The sequence below is a fragment of the Minwuia sp. genome (assembly GCF_048263705.1).
Classification (GTDB): domain Bacteria; phylum Pseudomonadota; class Alphaproteobacteria; order Minwuiales; family Minwuiaceae; genus Minwuia.
In genome coordinates this window covers 225,733-245,867 of record NZ_JBLXDV010000005.1, presented here as the reverse complement: position 1 = coordinate 245,867, position 20,135 = coordinate 225,733, and the positions used below count along the sequence as shown (strand labels likewise).

The window sequence follows — 20,135 nt, the reverse complement described above, 5'->3', positions numbered from 1 at the left end:
CATGACCGAGGATACTGCCGAAGTCCTGATCATAGGCGCGGGCGCATCAGGCGCCGTCGCCGCCAAGCACCTGGCCGAGGCCGGTGTAAAGGTCGTCTGCCTGGAACAGGGGCGCAAGGTCGAAACCGACGAGTTCTACGGCGACAAGCCGGAATGGGAACTGATGACCCAGCGGCGCTGGCATCCGAACCCGAACATTCGCGCCATTGAGAGCGACTATCCTATCAACACCGACGAGTCGGACGTCAATCCGCTGATGTACAACGCGGTCGGCGGATCGACGATCCTGTATTCGGCGCACTGGCAGCGCTTCATGCCGTCGGACTTCCGGGTCCGCTCTCTGGACGGCGTGGCCGAGGACTGGCCCTTCACCTACGAGGACCTGGAACCGTTCTACGATCTGATGGACGTGGAGATGGGCGTTTCCGGGCTGGCGGGCGATCCGGCATACCCTGAGATGACGCCGCCGCCCTTGCCGCCGATGCCCATCGGCAAGATCGGGCGCAAGGCGGCGCAGGGGATGAACAAGCTGGGGTGGCACTGGTGGCCCGCGCCGCAGTCCGTGCCTTCGCGCGCCTATCGCGGGCGCAGTCAGTGCGTGCGCCGCGGTACCTGCAGTCAGGGTTGTCCGGAACAGGCGAAGGCCTCGACCGACCTGACCCACTGGCCGGACGCGCTGGCGCACGGCGCGAAGCTGATCACCGGCGCGCGTGTCAGCCGGATCACGACAAACGCCAGGGGCCTGGCGGACGGCGCGATCTGGACGGACAGGGACGGCGTCGAGCACCACCAGAAGGCCGGAATGGTGCTGGTCTGCGCCAACGGCATCGGCACGCCGCGGCTGCTGCTCAATTCCGCCACGAAAGATCATCCCGACGGGCTCGGCAATTCTTCCGGTCTGGTCGGGCGCAATCTGATGATCCATCCCTACGCGGCGACCACCGGCTATTTCGATGACGATCTGGAAAGCTGGATGGGTCCGGCGGGGCAGGCGATCCAGTCCATGCAGTTCTATGAGACCGACGACTCCCGGGGCTTCGTGCGCGGCGCCAAATGGCAGGTCATGCCGACCGGTGGACCGCTGGGGTTCCGCTCGATCCATGAAGGCGGCCCGCTGGAGGAGGCATGGGGCGAGGCGTTCCACGCAAAGACAGCCCGCACGCTGGGACGGTCGTTCGAATGGGGCATCATCGTCGATGACCTGCCGGAAGAATCGAACCGGGTCGTGCTGGACGCCGATCTCACCGATGCGGATGGTATTCCGGCCCCGAAGATCCTCTACAAGAGCTCCGAGAACACGGCCCGGCTGATCGACTTCCACCTGGCCCGCCAGCAGGAGGCCATGGAAGCCTCCGGCGCGATCAGCACCACGCAGACGCGACTGATGCGTGACAGCGGCTGGCACATCATGGGTACGGCCCGCATGGGCAACGATCCGAAACGATCGGTACTGGACCAGTGGTGCCGCAGTCATGACGTGCCGAACCTCTACGTTCTGGACGGCAGCACCTTCGTCACCTCGTCGGGCGTCAATCCGACGGGCACGATCTGCGCGATCGCGCTCAGGGCGGTGAGCAACATGCTGGAGAACCGCGGCGCGATGGAGGTGGCCTGATGCTGACGGATGCCGAACGTAAAACCTTCAACCGCATCGCCGATGAGCTGATCCCGGCCCATCAACCCATGCCGGCCTTCAGCCGGTCGGGTGCAGACCCGGTCCACGTCGACAGGGTTCTGACGCTGCGACCCGAAGTGCTGACCGATCTGCGGCACGCCCTGAAGTTGGCCGAGAATTCAGACGCCGAGGCGCTGAACCGGGACCACCCGATGGCGATCGGTGCCATCGGCCTGGTTGCCTCGTCGGCCTACTATCTGGTGCCGGAAATCCGCGATCTGCTGGGTTATCCCGGCCAGATCCAGCGCCCGGCCGAGGACCACGAGGAACACGACTATGCCGACCTGATCCAGCCGGTCGTGGACCGGGGGCCGATCTATCGCCGGCCCTGATGTGAATCAGGCCGCAGCGGCGTCCTTTGCGGGACTGGAGCCGGTCGCCGTCCGGATGACCTGATGCACCAGGCGCAGCTTTTCCTCGACGGGCGGGGTGATCACGCCGGGGACGAGATCCAGCAGGCCCATGGTGCGGTTGAGTTCGTTCAGGACCAGTCCGAGACTGCTGAAACGGTCCAGCATCGACTTGAAGTCGTCCCGGTCGACAGGTGCGATCAGACCGACATTCGCGGCCGTAGTCAGCACGCTGATCATGTCCAGATAGAAGGCGAAACTCTCGGCCCAGTCTTCCCAGGGGTGCATGGTCGCGTAGCTGCTGATGTAGCTCTGCTGCCACCCGTCCGGCGGCCCTTCTTCGTAGTGGCGCTTCAGGGCGTCCTGATAGGTCGGGTTCTCATGATCGCCGAACAGGGTCTTGAAGGTCTCAAGGTGCTGTTCCGGGACCAACAGGTCCCAGTAATAATGCCCGATCTCGTGACGGAAGTGGCCGATCAGCGTGCGTTGCGCCTCGCCCAGATCGACGCGCAGCTTTTCGCGCTCCACATCGTCGGCTTCCTGGATGTTGATGGTGATCTTGCCGTAATCATGCCCGGTGAAGACGCGCTCTTCCTCGCCCATCGTCCGGTAAACGATGTCATCGGGCAGCACATCGGCCTTGAAATCGAACGACAGCGGGGGATCGAGGCCATCTTCCTTGGTGCCATAGGGCAGGCCCAGATCATCAAGAATATAGATCAGGCGGCGTTTCGCGGCCTCCAGCCGCGCCCACTTCTCCCGATTGCCCTCCACCGACAGGTCCGGCACGGTATCGTTCAATCGGCAGCAATCGCAGAATTCCGCTTCCCCGGGCGCATCCAGAAACCGGTTGCAGACGTTCTCGTTCAGGTAGTTCGAGCACTTGATCAACTGGACGCCGCATTCGGTGTTGGTGCAGCGATAGGTGCCGTCACCACCGGGCTCGACGGCCCGGATGGCATTGCAATAGGGACACCAGCCGACCTCGCGCCCGCAACTGGTGCAGTTCGTATTCTCGAAGAACAGTCGCGCCTCGCAGGCACATCTGTAGAATTTCATCACCGTCTCCCGGAACGCTAACGTGCAGGCGCGTGCTGTTAACGCGCTACGCCCATATGGCGGTGCGTGTGTGCAACAGCAAGCCGATTGACACGCGCACCTGACCTGCCGGAACAGACGCGCCCGTTGCAGCCTTCGCCCGGCTTTCCGATCAGGTGACGATATCGATCAGGCGAGCGCGGTCCGGATCCTGTCCATCAGCGCGGCCCGGTCGGCGCGTGCCTGCAGGGCCTGATCCATGGTCACCTTCACGAAGCGGGTCGGCGTATGGGGCTGCATCTGTCCGATCAGATCGAAGTCCGCAGAAATCACCGCACCGAGCATGAAATAGCCGCCGCCTGAAACCGCGTCGCGATGCAGGCAGATCGGTTCCGTGCCGCCGGGGACCTGGATCGACCCATAGGGGTAACAGCCGTCCACGATGTTCGATGGATCGGAGCCCGCGCCGAAGGGACGTTCGCGCTCGTTGAACCTGATGGGTTCGCCACCGCGGAACCGATAACCGATGCGGTCGGCCTCGGGGGCGACTTTCCAGGTGTCGGCGAAGAACTGCGCGCCGGAAGATTCCTCGACCCAGTGCCAGTAGATGCCGGGCAGGACGCGCAGTTCGGCCGGATTGCCGGGTGCCCGTCGCAGGCTCTTGTCCAGGCTCCTGCCGGCCTTGCCGGATCCTTCTCCGATCGGCAGTTCGTCACCTTCGGCTATAGCGCGGCCCTTGAAGCCGCCCAGTGCGCCCAGCGCGTAGGTCGAGCGGCTGCCGAGCACAACGGGCACGTCGATGCCGCCGGAGACGGCGATGTAGGATCGGGCACCCGCTTTCAGGAACTCGAACGACAGGGTTTCGCCCGCGCGTATGTCGAAGGACACCCAGGTTTCCTGAGGCTCGCCATCGATCATGGGCGTCAGTTCACCGCCGGTCACCGCGACGGTCGCGTCTTCGGTGAATTCCAGCTCCGGCCCCATGAAGGTGGCTTCCAGAACGGCTGCGCCCGCCGGATTGCCGACCATCAGGTTGGCGGCTTCCAGGGCAAGCAGGTCCATCCCGCCCGAAATCGGGATGCCGAGATGATAGTATCCGGGACGGCCGAGATCCTGAACGGTTGTCGCGAGACCGGGTTTGATGACCTTAATCATTGAGCGCACCCTCCAGCTTCGCGTTGTAGGCGTCCGCGCCCTTGTTGAATTCATCGAGCGAGAACTCGACGGAGCGGATCTTCGGTGTGTAGGTGTTCCTGTCGACCTCCTCGACCGCTGCGTCATAGGCGTCGCGATCGACCGGCTTGAACTTAACCAGATCGCCCGGCTTGAAGAAGATCATGAAGTCTTTCAGATAGTTGATCTCCTGCTGCGGATCGTAGATCGGCATGGGGGTCACGCCGAACATCTGATAGCCGCCTGCGCCGCGCACGGAATAGATGCAACTGAAGCAACCGCCGTACCCGACCGTCAGCTTCGGCGTGTCGGTGCGGGGGCGGAGATACTTCGGCACCTCGATCTGCCGTGCGCGCTCGACCGTCTGATACAGGAACGGCAGGCCGGCCACGAACCCGACCATGGAAACGAACCAGGGCGAGCCGGAGTGGGCGGCAATGAACTCGTCCACCGAACCGAAGCCGTTGATCCGCGCCGAATAGTCCAGATCGGTGCCGCTCGGATCCTGATGGCGCTCCCGGAACCGCATCAGCGTCTCATGCGTCCACGGATCGTTGTACAGCACCGGAATCTCGACGATGCGCGTGTCCAGTTTGGACTCGGCGGCATCGGCCTGACTCTCCAGCTTCTTGATCTCGGCCATCATGTCATCGGGCTTGATGACGTCCGGGTCGAACTTGACCTGAAAGGACGCGTTGGCCGCACAGACCTCGCTCACGCCCCGGATCTGGCTCTCGCGCACGGCGTTGGTCATGGACAGGCTCTTGAAGAATGCCTCCAGCGACATCTCCTCGCCGATCTGGCAGAAGACGTGTTCGTCGCCGCCGAATGTATATCTGGATTCCATCGGTATGGGGTCTCCTCGCGGGTTACTCGGACGGGATGGGGTTGGCCTCGAGCCATGGCTCAAGGAACTGGGTGTGTATGTCGTTCGACCGGATGGGTGCGGCCTTCGCCAGTTCCCTGTGCAGCGGAATGGTGGTCTTCAGGCCGTCGATGGTCAGACCTTCCAGCGCTTCCGCCATCCGGTCAATCGCGGTCTGCCGGTCTGGTCCGTGCACGATCAGCTTGCCCAGCAGGGAATCGTAGAACGGCGGAACCTGATAGCCCTCGTACAGCATGGTATCGAAGCGGACATGATCGGCTGCGGGGACGGACAGCCTGTCGATCACGCCGGGTCCGGGCATGAAGTTGTTCGACGGGTCCTCGGCATTGATGCGGCACTCGATGGCGTGCCCGTTCAGTGTGACGTCCGACTGCTGAAAGCGGAGCGGTTCGCCGCCGGCAATGCGGATCATCTCGGCCACCAGATCGATACCGGTGATCATCTCCGTGACCGGATGCTCGACCTGGATACGGGTGTTCATCTCGATGAAATAATGCTCGCCGCTGGCGTCATCGAACAGGAATTCCAGCGTCCCCGCGCCGCGATAGCCGACCGAGCGGGCGAGGGCGACGGCACTTTCGCAGATGGCTTTGCGCTGGCTGTCGTTCAGGGCCGCCGACGGGGCTTCTTCCCAGACCTTCTGGCGGCGACGCTGCAATGAGCATTCGCGTTCGAAGCAGTGCACGGCGTTCACACCGTCACCCAGCACCTGCACCTCGATATGGCGCGCATTGCGGATGACCTTTTCCATGTAGAGCGCGCCGTTGCCGAAAGCGGCCTGCGCCTCGTTGCGGGCTTCGGACACCAGCTTTTCAAGCTGGCTCTCGTTCTCGGCGATCTTGATGCCGCGCCCGCCGCCACCGGCAGACGCCTTGATCATCACCGGGTATCCGATCCGGCTTGCCGCATCCTTGGCGGCTTCGGTGCTTTCGATCAGCCCGTCGCTGCCCGGTACGGTTGGCACCTTGGCGGTCTCAGCGGCCTCGCGCGCCGCCGCCTTGTCGCCCAGGCGCGAGATCGTCTCGGGGCGCGGGCCGACAAAGATCAGCCCCGCATCCTCGACCGCCTGTGCAAAGGCGGCATTCTCCGACAGGAAGCCATAGCCGGGATGAATGGCGTCAGCATTGGTATCCCGCGCGGCCTTCAGTATCGCATCGATATTCAGGTAAGACTTCGCGGCGTGGGGCGGGCCGATATCGACCGCCTCATCCGCCATTTTCACGGCAAGCGAGTCGGCGTCGGCCATGCTGTGCGCCTGCACGGTCGGGATTCCCAGGCCCTGCGCGGCACGGACGACACGGACGGCGATCTCGCCGCGGTTCGCGATCAGAAGCTTCTTTATCGCCATTGTGCCGGATCAGCCGAGGTCGACCAGGGGCTGGCCGGCCATCACCGCTTCCTCATTGTCGGCGAGGAACGCCGAGATGGTGCCTGCCTTGTCGGCTTTCACCTCGTTGAAGGTCTTCATCACCTCCACCAGGCCGATCACGTCGCCTTCGGCCACGCTGTCGCCGACTTCCTTGAAGGCGGGCTCGTCGGGCGAGGGCTTGCGGTAAAAAGTGCCCGGAAGGGGGCAGAGAATCTGTTCAGCCAATGTATGCGCTCCTTGTTGTGTTCTTCTGTAAGGGGGGACAGAAACGGCTATTCCTTGCGCGGTCCTGAACCCCCTCCCCCTTGAGGGGGGAGGGTCGGGGAGGGGGTGAATTCGGCGAAGCCGAAACCGGGTCGAAGTGTGCGTACGAGCCTCCGGTTTCACCCCCATCGACCGCCTTCGGCGGCCACTTCCCCCCTCAAGGGGGAAGACAAGACTCCTGCGTTTATCGTTACTCCGCAGCCTGCGCCATGTAGGGCTGGGCGGCCTCGTGAACGGCTTTGGCGAGCGCCACCGCGCCCGGCGTGTCCGAATGGACGCAGACGCTGTCGGCGCGGATTTCGACATCATTTCCGTTGACCGACTTCGTCTTGCCTTCCTCAATCGCGCGGATCAGGCGTTCGACGGCGTCCTTCTCGTCGATGGCGTCATGCTTGCGCGTTGCGATCAGTTCGCCCTTATCGCCATAGAACAGGTCGGCGTAATATTCGGAGACGAATTCATGGCCACGGGCCTGATAGATCTCCTCATGCAGGCAGTTTATCTGGCCATAAAGCGGTACCTTGAAGACATCGGCACAGTCGGCGATGGCGTGGGCAATGTGTTCCTGGTTCGCTGCCATCTCGAACAGCGCACCATGCGGCTTGATGTGGCTGAGCGGCATGTCCTGGGCGTCGAGAAAACCCTTCAGCGCGCCGACCTGATAGATCAGGCAGTTGGCCAGTTCCTCGCGCTCCATCTGCATGGGACGGCGCCCGAAGCCCTGCAGATCGGGCAGGGACGGATGCGCCCCGGCGCGCACGCCGTATTTCTTGGCCAGCTTCACCGTGTCATGCATGTGGTTGAAGTCGGATGCGTGGAACCCGCAGGCGATGTTGGCGACGGTGATCAGCGGCATCAGCGCCTCATCGTCGGCCATTTTCCAGAGCCCGAAGCTCTCGCCCATGTCGCAGTTGATTTCGACAGCCATTTTGCTCTCCCTCGTCCTGCCTAAGGTTTCAGTTGTTGCGTTTCAGAATATAGCTTCCGCTCTTGTGCAGCGAGGCATGCCAGCCCGGTTCGATCACGATGGTGGTCGTGATCTCCTCGATCACCGCAGGCCCGGCCAATTCTGCACCGGCACCCAGCTTTTCGCCATCATAGACCGGCGCGCTGACGCTGGAACCGTCCGGACTGAAGATCATGTCGCGGTGGGTGCGGATCGCCTTCGATGCGTCATCGCCGGCGTCCAGATCGGGCAGCACGGGCCGGTCGACGCGACCGTACAGTGTACTTTCCAGGTTCACGACCTCGATCGGCGTGTTCTTTTCCGAATAGGTGTAGAGCTGCTCGTGCTTGGCGTGGAAGCCGTCCTTCAGCTTCGAGACCGTGTCGGCATTGATCTCGAACGTGTCGATCTCGACCGTGCATTCGTGGATCTGGCCGACATAGCGCATGTCGATGGAGCGTTTGACATCGATGCGGTCCCGCTCGAAGCCGTCATCTTCCAGATGTTCGATGCCCTCGGCCTCGATCTGCGCGTAGGTGTCGTTGATGTGCTTGTAGGCTTCGTCGCCCTCCAGCCGCAGCGGGCAGGTGGCCATGTAGTTGTACTTCACGTCGGAAATGATCTGTCCGAAAGCGCACAGGCCGGAGGCCAGCTTCGGCACCAGCACGGTGTTGATGCCCATTTCCTTGGCCAGTGCCGTGATGTGGGCAGAACCCGCACCGCCGGCGGCGACCAGCACGAAATCGCGCGGGTCGTAGCCGCGCTCGACCGAGACGCGGCGGATGCCGTTCACCATGTTGTTGTTGACGATGGTGAACATGCCATAGGCCGCCCGCTCGACCGAGATGTTCAGCGGATCGGCGATCTTTTCCTTCACGGCGGCAAAGGCCTTGTCCCGATCCAGCGCCATGCGTCCGCCCAGGATGGCCTCCGGGTTCAGATAGCCCAGCACAAGGTTGGCGTCGGTCGTTGTCGGTTCCGTCCCGCCATGGCCGTAACAGGCCGGACCGGGGTTGGCACCGGCCGACTGCGGGCCAACCTGCAGCAGGCCCAGATCGTCGATCCAGCCGATGGAACCGCCGCCCGCGCCCAGGGTCTCCACCTGGATCATCGGTACGCCGATGCGATAGCGCAGGAAGTCGATGTCCTTGTTGATGTTGGTGCTGCCGCCGCTGGTCAGCGTGATGTCGAACGACGTCCCGCCCATGTCGACCGAGATGACATTGTCGTAGCCGAAGGGGGCGGACACGAAGAGTCCGGCCTGCGGGGCCGAAGCCGGGCCCGAGTTGATCGCGTAGACCGAGCGGTCGGTCATCGCCTGACCGATGGCGAGCCCGCCGTTCGACTGGAAGTAGCGCACCGGATATTCGGCACCCAGATCGCGGAAATACTGGTCGATGCCGTCGACATAGTGCTTCAGGATCGGTCCCAGATAGGCGTTCGCGATCGATGTCGACGTGCGCGTGTATTCGCGGATCTGCGGATAGAGTTCGGAGCCCACGGTCAGAAACGCCTTCGGCATCATCTCGCGCACGATCTCGGCGGCGCGGCGCTCGTGATCCTGGTGCAGCACGGACCAGACGAAGGAAATCGCGACGGCCTCGACGCCTTCCTGGATGAAGTATTCGCAGGCCGCGCGGACCTCGTCCTCGTTCAGCGGTGTCATCACGCTGCCGTTCGAGACCACACGTTCGGACACGCCGAAGCGCAGGTGGCGGGGCACCAGCATCTGCGCGGGCGGATAATCGGCATCATAGCGATAGCCGTCTTCCTTGTGGCCCAGCCGGATCTCGATCGAATCCTCGTGGCCCTTCGTACAGATCAGCCCCGTCTTCGCGCCCTTGTGCTGGATCAGCGCGTTCAGGCCGACCGTCGTGCCGTTGATGCACAGGTCGCACTGGGACACGATGTCCTTCGGGCTCAGACCCGTATCTTCCTCGATCAGGGCCAGGCCCTTGGAGATGGCTTCGGTGGGGTCGTGCGGGGTGGAAGGTGATTTGTAAAGGCGGACACCGCCTTCCGCGTCAGCCAGAACGAAATCCGTGAACGTGCCGCCGGCATCGACGCCGAGCCTGTATCGTGTGCGCATAATTCCTCCCTAAGGGCCGCGCGGAAACGTGAGGTGAAGGTTGCAGTCGACCGGAATTACTCGGCGGCTACATTGTGACCGCGCAGCGCGGCGGTCCCCTCCATATCGACGATCAGCTTTGCGGCGTCCGAGAACACCACGCCATAGTCCACGCGGGCGCCTTCGATCGACACCAGGCGGTTCTTCACGTCCCAGACCACCGCGTCGACATCGCGCTCGAACGGATCGCCGTAGCCGCCGCCGCCCGGATTCATGTTCGCCGCCCGCTCGCCGGGGTTGATCGTCTCGATGACGTTTTCCTTGATCAGATCGACCTTGCCGCCGCGGGTGATCTCGATGCGGCCGACCTTGGGTTCGATCATCTTCGATTCGGCACCGGCGGCACCCGTCGCCGGGTACTTGCGGCCTTCGCCGAAGGTGATGAAGTCCATCGGCTTGTCCAGGGGCTCGACCTCCCAGCGCGTGCCGGAGCCGCCCCGGTATTTGCCCGCGCCGCCGGAATCGACCATCAGGCCGTATTCGTGGATCACGATGGGATAGGAATATTCCAGCAGCTCGATATCGCCGGAGGTCAGCGCACCGAAGCAGCATTCGGGCCCGCAGGCGTGCCAGCCGTCCTGCGACGGGGTGGCGCCAGCGCCGGAGATCAGCGAGGCCAGCACCATGGTCACATATTCCTCGTCATGGCGGGTGTCCCAGCCGGCGATGTTGCAGCCGTTGGCATGCCCCCAGCCCGCCGATACCTTGTCGGGCGCGGCCTGTTCGAAGGCCAGGCGCACGGCATCGGTCAGCGTTTCCATCGGTGTGGTCGTGGAGTTCATGTGCGGCGCGGGTTCGGCGGCATTACAGATCGTGCCCTTCGGCCCCATGTCGACCTCGAAACAGCGGTAGAGCCCTTCGTTGTAGGGCGGTGGCAACTGCGCGAACATCATCACGCCCAGATAGACGCCCGAGTAGGAATTGCCCTCGTAGGAATTGATGAAATAGGGGATCTGCGGCGGGCTATCGATCTTGATCTTGCAGCCCTCGTCATGAACCGTGACCGTTGCCGTGATGTCCAGATCGCCAAAGCCGTGGCCAGCGTCCTCGATCGTGGAGGTGCCGGTGTAGGTGCCGTTCGGAACCGTCCTGATGAGGGCGCGCATCTGGCGGTCGGCCATGTTCATCAGTTCGTCGATGCAGGCCTGCACTTCTTCCAGGCCATATTTGTCCAGCATGGCCAGCAGGTTGCGCTCGCCGACCTGGACCGCACCGAGCTGGGCGTTGAAGTCGCCTTCCTGGTCGCGCCGTGCGCGCATGTTGGTCAGCAGAAGGTTGATGACGTCATAGCGGCGGACGCCCTTGTCATAGATCTTCACCGGCGGGATGCGCAGGCCTTCGCCGTAGATCTCTGTCGCGTCGGGGTTGTAGCCCGCGGGTACCGGGCCGCCGATGTCGGTCAGGTGACCCTTGCAGACCGTCCAGAACACGAGTTCGCCCTTGTAGAACACCGGCTTGTACATGCAGGTGTCGATCATGTGGCTGCCCATGTAGGCCGGGTCATTGTGCATGATCACGTCGCCCGGATGGATGTCGTCGCCGAAGTAGGCCGCCACGCATTTCATCGCCGGGATCAGGCTGCCGAGGTGGATCGGAATGTCCTGCCCCTGCATGATCATTTCCGGCACGCCGTTGAACAGGGCGTTGGAGTAATCGTGCGCCAGATTGAACACGCTGGATCGTGCGGTCTTCTCCAGCGCGAGTGTCATCTCGCGCTGGGTCGTTTCGAGAACGCCGCGGACAACGGAGAGGGTAATCGGATCGACACCGGACATGTATTTCTCCCAGATCGCATCAGGATGAATTCAACTGATCGTAACGATAGCAGTGTGATCCGCCCCCGCAACGGCCATTCGGGCAGCGGCGAAGCGGTGTCAGGTCAAAGGGCGGTCTCGTCCAATTCGCTCAAAAGTTGATCGGTCGTGACCTGTCGGCAGTAGCCCCGGTTCAGCCGCAGCGAGGCCGCGTGGCGTTCCGCCGAGTGGGTGGCGCAGGCGTCGGTCACGACGGTGACCAGATACCCCATGTCACAGGCGTCGCGTACCGCGGAATCCACACACTGGTCGGTCAGCAGCCCGCTGATGACAAGTTGCCGGACGCCCAGGTTGCGCAGCACGTAATCGATGTTCGTGGAGATGAAGACGCTGGACGACGTCTTGGGGATGACGATTTCATCGTCAGTGGGGGCGAGGGCGTCGATGACCTTCGCGTCCCACGATCCTTTCGGCACATTGAAGCCGGTGATCTTGTAGTCCAGGCTGCGGTCGCGTCCGTCCCGCGTCAGGCTTTCGATCGTGGTGTACATGACCTCGATGCCGGCGCGGCGGCAGGCGCCCCGGAGGCGCTGCATGTTCGGCAGGACGTGGCCTTCGAAGTGGCTGAAGAACCAGCCGTATTTCGCGTCGAAATGGGCCGGATCGGCGTCGGCATATTCGCCGCCTTTCCGCTCTGCGCCGAAGTTCTGGACATCGATGAACAGCAGGGCCGACTGATCAGGCACCAGCGGTATGTCTCGTGAAAGGGTCATGATCGGTCGCCTGTTCGAAAGGGTTCGCAAGACCGCGATTCTTGCGCCATCCCGGATGCCGGGACAAGCCCGGCGTGACGGGCTGCGCGTCAGGTATCGCGGCTCCTGAGCCATTCGGTTAACACGCCCGCCAGGTGATCGGCCCAGAACTCGATACCGGCGTCGGAGGCCAACTGGTCGTTCCGTATCTCGACCAGGGCGTGCGGAATGCCGTTCTGTTCGCCATGCACGGGCAAGGTGTAATCGGAGACGTCGTCGACGGTGTAGGGTTCGTTCAGGGCAAACCGGAAATAGGGCGCGCGGCCTGCCGATATCCGGACCATGGCCTCGGCGGCTTCCGGCATCCGGTTGGCCAGGAAGCCGGCGTGCCAGGGCCGATCCGCGCCATTCATATGCGGTGTGAAGCTGTGCACCGCGAAGATCAGCGCAGGCCGCTGGCGCTCGATCTCCGCCGCAATGCGGTCGTGGAAGGGAGTGTGGATCGCCGCGATGCGGGCGGTCCGGTCCGCGTCGGAAAGGTCGGCGTTGGCGGGAATGGCCGTGCCATCGCTCGCCGTCGGCACCAGTTCGGGCGAAATGTGGGCGCGGTTGCAGTCGATGACCAGCCGGCTGTAACGCTGTGCGATCAGGCGCGCGTCCAGCCGGTCCGAGACCGCCCTGGCGAGATCCAGCGCACCGATGTCCCAGGCGATGTGCCGTCCCCAGTCCGTGGCCGGGACGCCCATGTCGCCCAGCGCCGATGGGGTTTCGCGACCGGCGTGCTCGCAGGTGATCAGGACCGGACCATCGCCGCCTGCGTTGTATGCGATGACGGGATGCGGATCGTCGGATGAAAGCACTGTTCCGGGGTTCCTGCGGCAGTTGGTTTGACTTCACATCGTATGGCCTGAAAGATCGCAGGCAAGAGGTTCGGCAATTTCGAGGCACAAGAGCGATGGCAGACGACACTTCGATCATCATGGCGTGCTGTTCCGACATCGCCGGTCAGGTCCGGGGCAAGGGGTTTCCGGCCAGCGACCTGCCGAACCGGCTGAAACGCGGCATCGGCTGGACGCCGACGAACGTTCAGATCACCTGCTTTGACGTCATCGCCGAAAGCCCCTTCGGCGCGCTGGGCGACCTGCTGCTGATTCCGGACGAAACCACGCGGTTCCGGGCGATATCCGACGCAGGGCGGCAGCTTGAAGACACGATGCTGGGCGATATTGTCGATCTGGAGGGGCAGCCGTGGGCGTGCTGTACGCGATCGATCCTGAAAGCAGCGCTGGGTCGCCTGAAGCAGGTATCGGGGGCGTCCCTGACGGTTGCCTTCGAACATGAATTCCAGCTGGAACCGCGGCCCGGCGGCGGCTCGTCCTATTCGCTGGAAGGGGCACGGACCCAACTGCAACTGGGCCAGCGGATTTTCGACCTGATGGCCGCGAACGGTCTGAAGCCGGACACCTTCATGAAGGAATACGGCCCGGACCAGTACGAGGTCACGATGAAGCCTTCGGATGCGCTGCGGGCGGCGGACAATGCGGTCATCCTGCGGGAACTGATCCGTATCGCGGCGGGCGAACAGCAGCAGCGGGCCACGTTCACGCCGATCCGCGACCCGGCCGGTGTGGGCAACGGCGTGCATGTCCATCTCAGCCTGAACGACGCGGACGACCAGCCGATCACCTACGATCCAGCCAGCGAGACCGGGCTGTCGCAACTGGCCGGCCATTTCGTTGCCGGCATCACGCGCTACCTGCCGTCGATCATCGCCTTGCTGGCGCCGTCGGCGATTTCATGCCTCAGGCTGACGCCCCACCGCTGGAGCGCCGCCTGGAACAATCTGGGCCTGATGGACCGCGAGGCGTCGGTACGCATCTGTCCGACGACCGCACTGGATCCGGAAGGCATCGCGCGCCAGTTCAATGTGGAAGTCCGTGCCGCCGATGCGGCTGCGAGCCCGTACCTGCAACTTGCCGCCATCGTTCATGCCGGGGCTGAGGGGATTGCGCAGGCCATGCCGCCGCCGCAGCTGACGCAGACCGATCTCAGCGATCATACCGAGACCCAGCTGGCCGATCTGGGACTGCAGCGGCTGCCGATGTCGCTGGAAGAAGCGCTGCGCGGCTTCGAGTCCGATCAGACGGCCAGGGGCTGGTTCGAGGACCCGTTCGCCGATGTCTATCTGGCGCACAAGCGCGGCGAACTGAATGTCGTGCGCGATCTTTCAGCAGCAGATATGTGCGCGCGGTATCTGAACGTTTATTGAGTGCCATTGGTGCGGTCCCGTCCAAGCGGTGTTGACGCAGCGTGCGCTATCCTTCGCGTCATGTTCGATTTCGGGAGGTGAGAATGGCGGGAAGAACGGTTGGCGTCGATGTCGGAGGGACGTTCACGGATTTCGTGGCCTACGATCCGGACAAGCATGAAGTCTCGGTGTGGAAGAACCTCTCCACGCCCTCCAATCCGACCGACGGCGTGCTGACCGGTCTTTCGAGCCTGAATGAGGGGATCGGCAAGCTGCGGCTCGGCACGACGGTGGCCACCAACGCCATTCTGGAGCGCAAGGGCGCGCGCGTCGGCTATGTCACGACGCGGGGGTTCCGCGACGTACCGTTCATCCAGCGCGGCAATCGCAAGCATCACTACGATTCGCTCTGGAAGAAATCGAAGCCGCTGATGAAGCGTCGCGACTGTTTCGAGGTGGATGAGCGGATCATGGCCGACGGCTCGGTACTCACCCCTCTGGACGAGGCGCAGGTCCGCGAAATGGCCGCGGGTATCCGCGAGAAGGGCGAGATCGAGGCGCTGGCCGTCAATCTGCTGTTCTCCTACGTCAATCCGGAGCACGAGTTGCGCCTGAAGGAAATCCTGACCGAGGAACTGCCGGATGTACCCGTCTCGCTGTCCTACGAAGTGCTGCCGAAGTGGAAGGAATACGAGCGGGCCTCGACGACCATCGCGGATTCCTTCGTGCGTCCGCTGGTTGCCAACTATCTGCGGGACCTTGAAAAGCAGCTGGGCGAGCGCGGCGGTATCGACAGCCTGTCCATCATCAAGTCCAACGGCGGGGAGATGACCGCCGGCGCGGCAGCGGATGCGCCGATCCACATGACCGTGTCCGGCCCCACAGGCGGTGTCGTTGCGGCCAAGCATATCGCCGGTCAACTCGGGATGGACCATCTCGTGACCTTCGACATGGGGGGCACGTCCACGGATTGCTCGACGGTGGTCGGGGGACGTGAGAGCTTCACCACCAGTTTCGAGATTGAATTCGGCGTCCCAATTCAGGTGCCGATGATCGACATCCGGACCATCGGCGCAGGCGGCGGGTCCATCGCCTGGATCGACAAGGGCGGGATGCTGCGCGTCGGGCCGGAAAGCGCCGGGGCCAATCCGGGGCCGGCCTGCTACGGCCAGGGCGGCACGCGACCGACGGTGACTGATGCGAATGTCATCCTGGGCCGGATCAGCCCGGAAAACTTCCTCGGCGGCACCATGAAGCTGGATACCGATGGCGCACGGACCGCCATGGCGACCGTCGCCGAGCCGCTGGGCGTGAGCGTCGAGGAGGCGGCGCTGGCGGTACTGAAGATCGTGTCCAACAACATGACCGGCGCGCTGCGGGCGGTGCTGACGGAACGCGGGCTCGACCCGCGCGACTTCGCGCTGCTCGCTTTCGGCGGGGCAGGACCGCTGCACGTCGCCGACCTGATGCGGGAGGCGTCGATCCCGACGGGCGTCGTGCCCAACCATCCGGGACAGTTCTCGGCTTTCGGTTTCATCATGACCGATGCCCGTGTCGATCTGGAGCGGACCGTGCAGATGACCTCGGCCACGTTCGATATGGAACGCGCGAACGAGGTGATGAAACAACTGGTGGACGATTCCCTCGCCAATCTGGCGACGCAGGGGTACCGGGAAGGGCTGTCCGTGTACCGCACCCTGGAACTGCGGTATCTGGGCCAGAACTACGAACTGGAGGTGCCGGTCGGTTTCGAGACCTTCGACGAGGAGACGGCGAAGGAATGCTGGCTGAAGTTCCACGAGATGCACAAGGCGCGGTTCGGCTTCAACATCCCCCGCGAAACCATCGAGGTCATCACCTTCAAATGCACGGCGATCTCGGTCAACGAGACGCCGAAGCTGCCCACACTGGAGGATGCCGGCGAGGCCGCGGAACCGGATGGCAGTCGCGAGGTCATCTACGATGACGGACCGGCACAGGCGGCCGTCTACCAGCGGGTGAACCTGCGTGCCGGTCACGAGGTTTCAGGACCGGCCCTGATCGAGGAACCTGCGTCGGTGACCGTTCTGCTCGCGGGACAGGCCCTGACCGTCGACCGCCACGGCAACATGAGCATCCGCGACACCTGAACGATGAAGTCGCGTTTCTCGCATTTGGACGGAGATATTTTTCTTCCCCCCTTGAGGGGGAAGTGGCCGCGAAGCGGTCGTTGGGGGGGATGGCCGGAGGCCAGTTGGGCTTCGCCGATTTACCCCCCTCTCTGGCCCTCTCCCCACAAGGGGGAGGGAATCAGCACGTGACTACGGATAAGTTGAACAGGCGAAGATAAGGACAGAAACATGGCAAAAGCAGCAGGCACCGACTTCGTCAGCATGAACATCGTGGAGAACACGATGATCTCGATCTGTCGCGAGATGGGCATCACCCTGATGAAAACCTCCTATTCGACCATCTTCAACGAGGCGCTGGACTTCACCTGTGCCATCGCCAGCCCGACGGGCGAGATGTGGGCCGTGGCCGAATTCTGCCCGGCGCAGATCGGCGGCATGCCGCTGATCATCCGCTCCAGCCTGGAGGAAATCCCGCTCGATACGATCCACCCCGGTGACGTCATCGTCCACAACGATCCGTATCGCGGCGGGCTGCATACACCGGAGCATACGCTGTTCTGTCCGGTGTTCGTCGATGACAGGCTGGTCGCCTTCACCGTTGCCATCGGTCATGTGGCCGAAGTCGGCGGTATGGTGCCGGGCGGGTTCCCCTCCGAAGCGACAGAGATCTTCCATGAAGGCATCCGTGTGCCGCCGGTGAAGATCAAAAAGCGCGGCGAGGATGTGGACGAGGTCTGGAAGCTGTGGCTCGCGAACGTGCGGACGCCCCGATACAACTACGGTGACATGCGCGCCATGATCTCCGGCGTGGAACTCGGCTCGGAGCAACTGGCGAAAACGGTGCAGAAGTATGGCATCGACAGCTTCAACGACATCTGCGCCGACCTGATGGATTATTCCGAAGCCCGCATGCGCGCTGAACTGAGCGAGATCCCGGACGGTCACTACGTCTTCGAAGACTATATGGATAATGACGGTGTCACCGAGGAAGAGATCAAGATTCACGTCGAATGCTACAAGCAGGGCGACGAGATCGTGGTCGATTTCGACGGATCCTCGCCGCAGGTCGGCGGACCGATCAATGCCACGCTGGGCGTCACCTGGTCGGCGACCTACAACGCCATCCTGCATCTGACCGACCCGTCGATCCCGAAGAACTCGGGCTGCTTCCGTCCAATCCGCGTGCTGGCACCGGAGGGTACGGTGGTGAACGTCAACTTCCCCGCACCCGAGGTCGGCGGCAATACCGAAACCCATCCGCGCATCGCGGGCACGGTGATCGGTGCCCTGGCACCGGTGAAGCCGGAACGCGCGATGGCGGCAGAGGGTGGCACACACCTGAACTTCGTCTTCGGGGGCGAGGACAAGAAGAACGGCGAGTATTTCGCCTGCTACGACATCGAGGTCGTGGGCTGGGGCGCGACGCAGGGCGGCGACGGCAACGATGCGACCGACTCCATCAACGGCAACTGCCGTGTGATGCCGGTCGAGGTGTTCGAGACGCGCTATCCGTGGCTGACGGAGGACTTCAGCCTGGTCCCGGACTCGGGCGGTGCCGGCAAGACCCGTGGCGGGCTGGGGACGCAGAAGCGGTTCCGCTGCCTGGATGCCGAGATCACCTGCAGCCAGCTGACCGACCGCCACGTCAACAGCGCCTGGGGCCTGAACGGCGGCGGAAACGGCACGACCGGCATGACCCTGTTCAAGGCCGCCGGGTCGGACAAGTGGCAGTCCATGGCGGAAGCCTTCAACAAGCCGTCCACCAGCAAATGGTCGAACGTGAAGATCAGACCGGGCGATACGGTCCACATCATCACGCCGGGCGGGGGCGGCATGGGCAATGCGTCCGAGCGCGACCCCGACATGGTCGAGGAAGATGTTCTGGAAGGTTACGTGACGCCCGAGCGTGCGGCGTCCGATTACGGCCATGCCGCCGGAGGAGATGACTGATGCGTTTTTCCGACACGGGCTATTACATCGAAGCCTACATCAAATGCGGCAACTGCGGCGTGCTGGTCTATGACGACGGAGTCAAATCCGATCGCGCGGATCTGAAGGGGGTGACCTTCTGCTCTGACTGGTGCGTGGACTGGAAGGCCCAGAAGCTGGACGGTGTGAGCGAACCGAAGATCAAGCGGGCGATGTGACGCCTGGCCTGACGCCAGGCTCTAGAGAACGTCCTGCCATTCGGGGTGACGGTCGATCTGGGCCTTTGCAAAGGGGCATAGCGGCAGAACCTTCTTGCCAGCCGATCGGGCATCCGCGACCCCGCGCTGAACGAGAGCTTCTCCGACGTGACGACCGCGGAGCGCATCCGGCACGCTGGTATGATCGATAATGATCATGGTCTCGCCAGCCTTCGAGTAGGTCATTTCGGCTTCATGCCCGTCGACTTCGACGCTGTAACGGCCTTTCGATCCGCCTTCCTCATGAACGATGTGCAATCTGGACATGTCGGTTGCCACTTCCCTGGGGGTCATGTCCGTGCCCGGCGCGGCCGGCGCGGACGTTGTATGCCGCAATCCAGAGCCTCGTCCCAGTCAGCCGCCCTCGCGGCGGCGTCATATGTGGTCTGGAGGAAATCGAGCAGCGTCTCTTCCGGATTTCGAGCCTTGCGAACCTCGTCATAGGGCAGCAGGAATTCGCCCAGATCGCTGTCCCATCGCGCGCCATCCGGACAAACGCTTGCGTTCCTGAAACCATCGGGGTCGGGATAGGCGTAGGAATAGAACATGGGCTGCCCGGCACCATTGCCCGGCCAGAATCCGGCGGACGATACCTCGTGACTGTAGGCTTCGCGGGTCACGATGTCGGGCAGGTTTGGAATGCCGCCCGGGTGCTCCGGTGCATCGCGGCCCGAGAAGCGCGTGACTGCGAGATCGAACGCGCCCCAGAAAAGGTGAACCGGAGACGTCTTCCCGAGAAAGCCGGTTGCGAAGGTGGAGAACACCCGATCAACACGCAGCAGCGCCTGGTGATACCGTGCGATCGCCGACGCGTCGTAGGGGCGCTCGACCGTGTCTTCATGGAACGGGGTCGCGTCAGGGATTTCATTGGGCGCACCGTGGATGTCGAAAGCCGCACCCGCATTCCGGACCAGTTCGCCAGCTTTTTCGGTAAACGCGGCGATCGACATGGGGCCCAGCGCGAAACTCTCGCGGCGGCCATCGGCATTCTCGGCGATGAGACAGTGATCGTGCAGATCGAAGGTCAGGGTCATGCAGCCGCCATCATGATGGATCGGTCCGGTGCTGAGGCCCCGTGGGGTGACATAGAAGGTTGCGTGCCAGGAATGGTTGACCCAGGGTGTGTGTGCCAGACGCACCTTGCCGACAACCTGACTCATCAGGTGAAGCGCCGTGCATGTATTGGCCCATGCATCATAGGGAATATCCGGCCAGTGATCCGACATGGCTGCGCTCCATCCTGTTGCGGCACGAC

The 20,135-nt window shown here is 63.2% G+C and carries 18 protein-coding genes; 6 read left to right on the top strand and 12 right to left on the bottom strand.

Translation table 11 applies throughout. The annotated features are described in order from the left end of the window. Position 1 precedes the first annotated feature (1 nt). Positions 2–1,615, top strand: a complete 1,614-nt coding sequence (locus ACN0X7_RS09755) for a GMC family oxidoreductase (protein ID WP_417516614.1) — start codon at positions 2–4, stop codon at positions 1,613–1,615. After that, a complete protein-coding gene (locus tag ACN0X7_RS09750) occupies positions 1,615–2,007 on the top strand; it encodes a hypothetical protein (protein WP_417516612.1) in 393 nt (130 codons plus the stop codon). The genes ACN0X7_RS09755 and ACN0X7_RS09750 overlap by 1 nt, the downstream gene beginning before the upstream one ends. Before the next feature lie 6 nt (positions 2,008–2,013). Here the strand turns inward: ACN0X7_RS09750 and ACN0X7_RS09745 are convergent, their stop codons facing one another. The 10 genes from ACN0X7_RS09745 to ACN0X7_RS09700 form a co-directional block, all read right to left on the bottom strand. After that, a complete protein-coding gene (locus ACN0X7_RS09745; protein WP_417516610.1) occupies positions 2,014–3,084 on the bottom strand; it encodes a zinc-binding metallopeptidase family protein in 1,071 nt (356 codons plus the stop codon). 168 nt (positions 3,085–3,252) lie between these two features. After that, positions 3,253–4,218: a biotin-dependent carboxyltransferase family protein gene (locus ACN0X7_RS09740; protein ID WP_417516608.1), complete on the bottom strand. Its 966-nt coding sequence runs from the start codon at positions 4,216–4,218 to the stop codon at positions 3,253–3,255. Further along, the gene (locus tag ACN0X7_RS09735) at positions 4,211–5,083 is read right to left on the bottom strand and encodes a 5-oxoprolinase subunit B family protein (protein WP_417516606.1); all 873 of its coding nucleotides are present in this window, start codon (positions 5,081–5,083) and stop codon (positions 4,211–4,213) included. The genes ACN0X7_RS09740 and ACN0X7_RS09735 overlap by 8 nt, the downstream gene beginning before the upstream one ends. Positions 5,084–5,105: 22 nt before the next feature. After that, positions 5,106–6,470: an acetyl-CoA carboxylase biotin carboxylase subunit gene (locus ACN0X7_RS09730; RefSeq protein ID WP_417516605.1), complete on the bottom strand. Its 1,365-nt coding sequence runs from the start codon at positions 6,468–6,470 to the stop codon at positions 5,106–5,108. A gap of 9 nt (positions 6,471–6,479) precedes the next feature. Then, on the bottom strand, positions 6,480–6,716 hold the full coding sequence (locus ACN0X7_RS09725) for an acetyl-CoA carboxylase (RefSeq protein ID WP_417516603.1): 237 nt from the start codon (positions 6,714–6,716) through the stop codon (positions 6,480–6,482). A 229-nt stretch (positions 6,717–6,945) separates the two neighbouring features. Beyond that, entirely contained in the window at positions 6,946–7,683 is a 738-nt protein-coding gene (gene pxpA, locus ACN0X7_RS09720; RefSeq protein ID WP_417516601.1) for a 5-oxoprolinase subunit PxpA, read from the bottom strand. Between the two features lie 28 nt (positions 7,684–7,711). Next, positions 7,712–9,790, bottom strand: coding sequence for a hydantoinase/oxoprolinase family protein (locus tag ACN0X7_RS09715; RefSeq protein WP_417516599.1), 2,079 nt, complete (start codon positions 9,788–9,790; stop codon positions 7,712–7,714). Positions 9,791–9,846: 56 nt separating this feature from the next. Next, positions 9,847–11,604, bottom strand: coding sequence for a hydantoinase B/oxoprolinase family protein (locus ACN0X7_RS09710; protein ID WP_417516597.1), 1,758 nt, complete (start codon positions 11,602–11,604; stop codon positions 9,847–9,849). A 104-nt stretch (positions 11,605–11,708) separates the two neighbouring features. Continuing rightward, entirely contained in the window at positions 11,709–12,356 is a 648-nt protein-coding gene (locus ACN0X7_RS09705) for an isochorismatase family cysteine hydrolase (protein ID WP_417516595.1), read from the bottom strand. A gap of 89 nt (positions 12,357–12,445) precedes the next feature. After that, positions 12,446–13,195, bottom strand: coding sequence for an N-formylglutamate amidohydrolase (locus ACN0X7_RS09700; RefSeq protein ID WP_417516593.1), 750 nt, complete (start codon positions 13,193–13,195; stop codon positions 12,446–12,448). Positions 13,196–13,290: 95 nt separating this feature from the next. Here ACN0X7_RS09700 and ACN0X7_RS09695 point away from each other — a divergent pair, with 95 nt between their 5' ends. From ACN0X7_RS09695 to ACN0X7_RS09680, 4 genes are all read left to right on the top strand, one after another. Then, entirely contained in the window at positions 13,291–14,604 is a 1,314-nt protein-coding gene (locus ACN0X7_RS09695; protein ID WP_417516591.1) for a glutamine synthetase, read from the top strand. An 83-nt stretch (positions 14,605–14,687) separates the two neighbouring features. Further along, complete coding sequence (locus ACN0X7_RS09690; protein WP_417516589.1) at positions 14,688–16,712, top strand: hydantoinase/oxoprolinase family protein; 2,025 nt, start codon at positions 14,688–14,690, stop codon at positions 16,710–16,712. Positions 16,713–16,922: 210 nt separating this feature from the next. Continuing rightward, positions 16,923–18,644 (top strand): hydantoinase B/oxoprolinase family protein, encoded by a 1,722-nt coding sequence (locus ACN0X7_RS09685; protein WP_417516587.1) that lies wholly within the window; start codon positions 16,923–16,925, stop codon positions 18,642–18,644. Next, positions 18,644–18,841, top strand: a complete 198-nt coding sequence (locus ACN0X7_RS09680; RefSeq protein ID WP_417516585.1) for a hypothetical protein — start codon at positions 18,644–18,646, stop codon at positions 18,839–18,841. The genes ACN0X7_RS09685 and ACN0X7_RS09680 overlap by 1 nt, the downstream gene beginning before the upstream one ends. A 21-nt stretch (positions 18,842–18,862) precedes the next feature. On the opposite strand, the gene ACN0X7_RS09675 is transcribed toward ACN0X7_RS09680, so the two are convergent. Continuing rightward, a complete protein-coding gene (locus ACN0X7_RS09675) occupies positions 18,863–19,147 on the bottom strand; it encodes a GNAT family N-acetyltransferase (RefSeq protein WP_417516583.1) in 285 nt (94 codons plus the stop codon). A gap of 23 nt (positions 19,148–19,170) precedes the next feature. Further along, complete coding sequence (locus ACN0X7_RS09670) at positions 19,171–20,106, bottom strand: DUF5996 family protein (protein ID WP_417516581.1); 936 nt, start codon at positions 20,104–20,106, stop codon at positions 19,171–19,173. Between the last annotated feature and the right edge of the window lie 29 nt (positions 20,107–20,135).

What these genes read in the sequence shown, in the direction of transcription:
- ACN0X7_RS09755 (WP_417516614.1), top strand. Translation starts at nt 2, where the DNA reads ATGACCGAGGATACTGCCGAAGTCCTGATCATAGGCGCGGGCGCATCA.
- ACN0X7_RS09750 (WP_417516612.1), top strand. Translation starts at nt 1,615, where the DNA reads ATGCTGACGGATGCCGAACGTAAAACCTTCAACCGCATCGCCGATGAG.
- ACN0X7_RS09745 (WP_417516610.1), bottom strand. Translation starts at nt 3,084, where the DNA reads ATGAAATTCTACAGATGTGCCTGCGAGGCGCGACTGTTCTTCGAGAAT.
- ACN0X7_RS09740 (WP_417516608.1), bottom strand. Translation starts at nt 4,218, where the DNA reads ATGATTAAGGTCATCAAACCCGGTCTCGCGACAACCGTTCAGGATCTC.
- ACN0X7_RS09735 (WP_417516606.1), bottom strand. Translation starts at nt 5,083, where the DNA reads ATGGAATCCAGATATACATTCGGCGGCGACGAACACGTCTTCTGCCAG.
- ACN0X7_RS09730 (WP_417516605.1), bottom strand. Translation starts at nt 6,470, where the DNA reads ATGGCGATAAAGAAGCTTCTGATCGCGAACCGCGGCGAGATCGCCGTC.
- pxpA (WP_417516601.1), bottom strand. Translation starts at nt 7,683, where the DNA reads ATGGCTGTCGAAATCAACTGCGACATGGGCGAGAGCTTCGGGCTCTGG.
- ACN0X7_RS09715 (WP_417516599.1), bottom strand. Translation starts at nt 9,790, where the DNA reads ATGCGCACACGATACAGGCTCGGCGTCGATGCCGGCGGCACGTTCACG.
- ACN0X7_RS09710 (WP_417516597.1), bottom strand. Translation starts at nt 11,604, where the DNA reads ATGTCCGGTGTCGATCCGATTACCCTCTCCGTTGTCCGCGGCGTTCTC.
- ACN0X7_RS09705 (WP_417516595.1), bottom strand. Translation starts at nt 12,356, where the DNA reads ATGACCCTTTCACGAGACATACCGCTGGTGCCTGATCAGTCGGCCCTG.
- ACN0X7_RS09695 (WP_417516591.1), top strand. Translation starts at nt 13,291, where the DNA reads ATGGCAGACGACACTTCGATCATCATGGCGTGCTGTTCCGACATCGCC.
- ACN0X7_RS09690 (WP_417516589.1), top strand. Translation starts at nt 14,688, where the DNA reads ATGGCGGGAAGAACGGTTGGCGTCGATGTCGGAGGGACGTTCACGGAT.
- ACN0X7_RS09685 (WP_417516587.1), top strand. Translation starts at nt 16,923, where the DNA reads ATGGCAAAAGCAGCAGGCACCGACTTCGTCAGCATGAACATCGTGGAG.
- ACN0X7_RS09680 (WP_417516585.1), top strand. Translation starts at nt 18,644, where the DNA reads ATGCGTTTTTCCGACACGGGCTATTACATCGAAGCCTACATCAAATGC.
- ACN0X7_RS09675 (WP_417516583.1), bottom strand. Translation starts at nt 19,147, where the DNA reads ATGTCCAGATTGCACATCGTTCATGAGGAAGGCGGATCGAAAGGCCGT.
- ACN0X7_RS09670 (WP_417516581.1), bottom strand. Translation starts at nt 20,106, where the DNA reads ATGTCGGATCACTGGCCGGATATTCCCTATGATGCATGGGCCAATACA.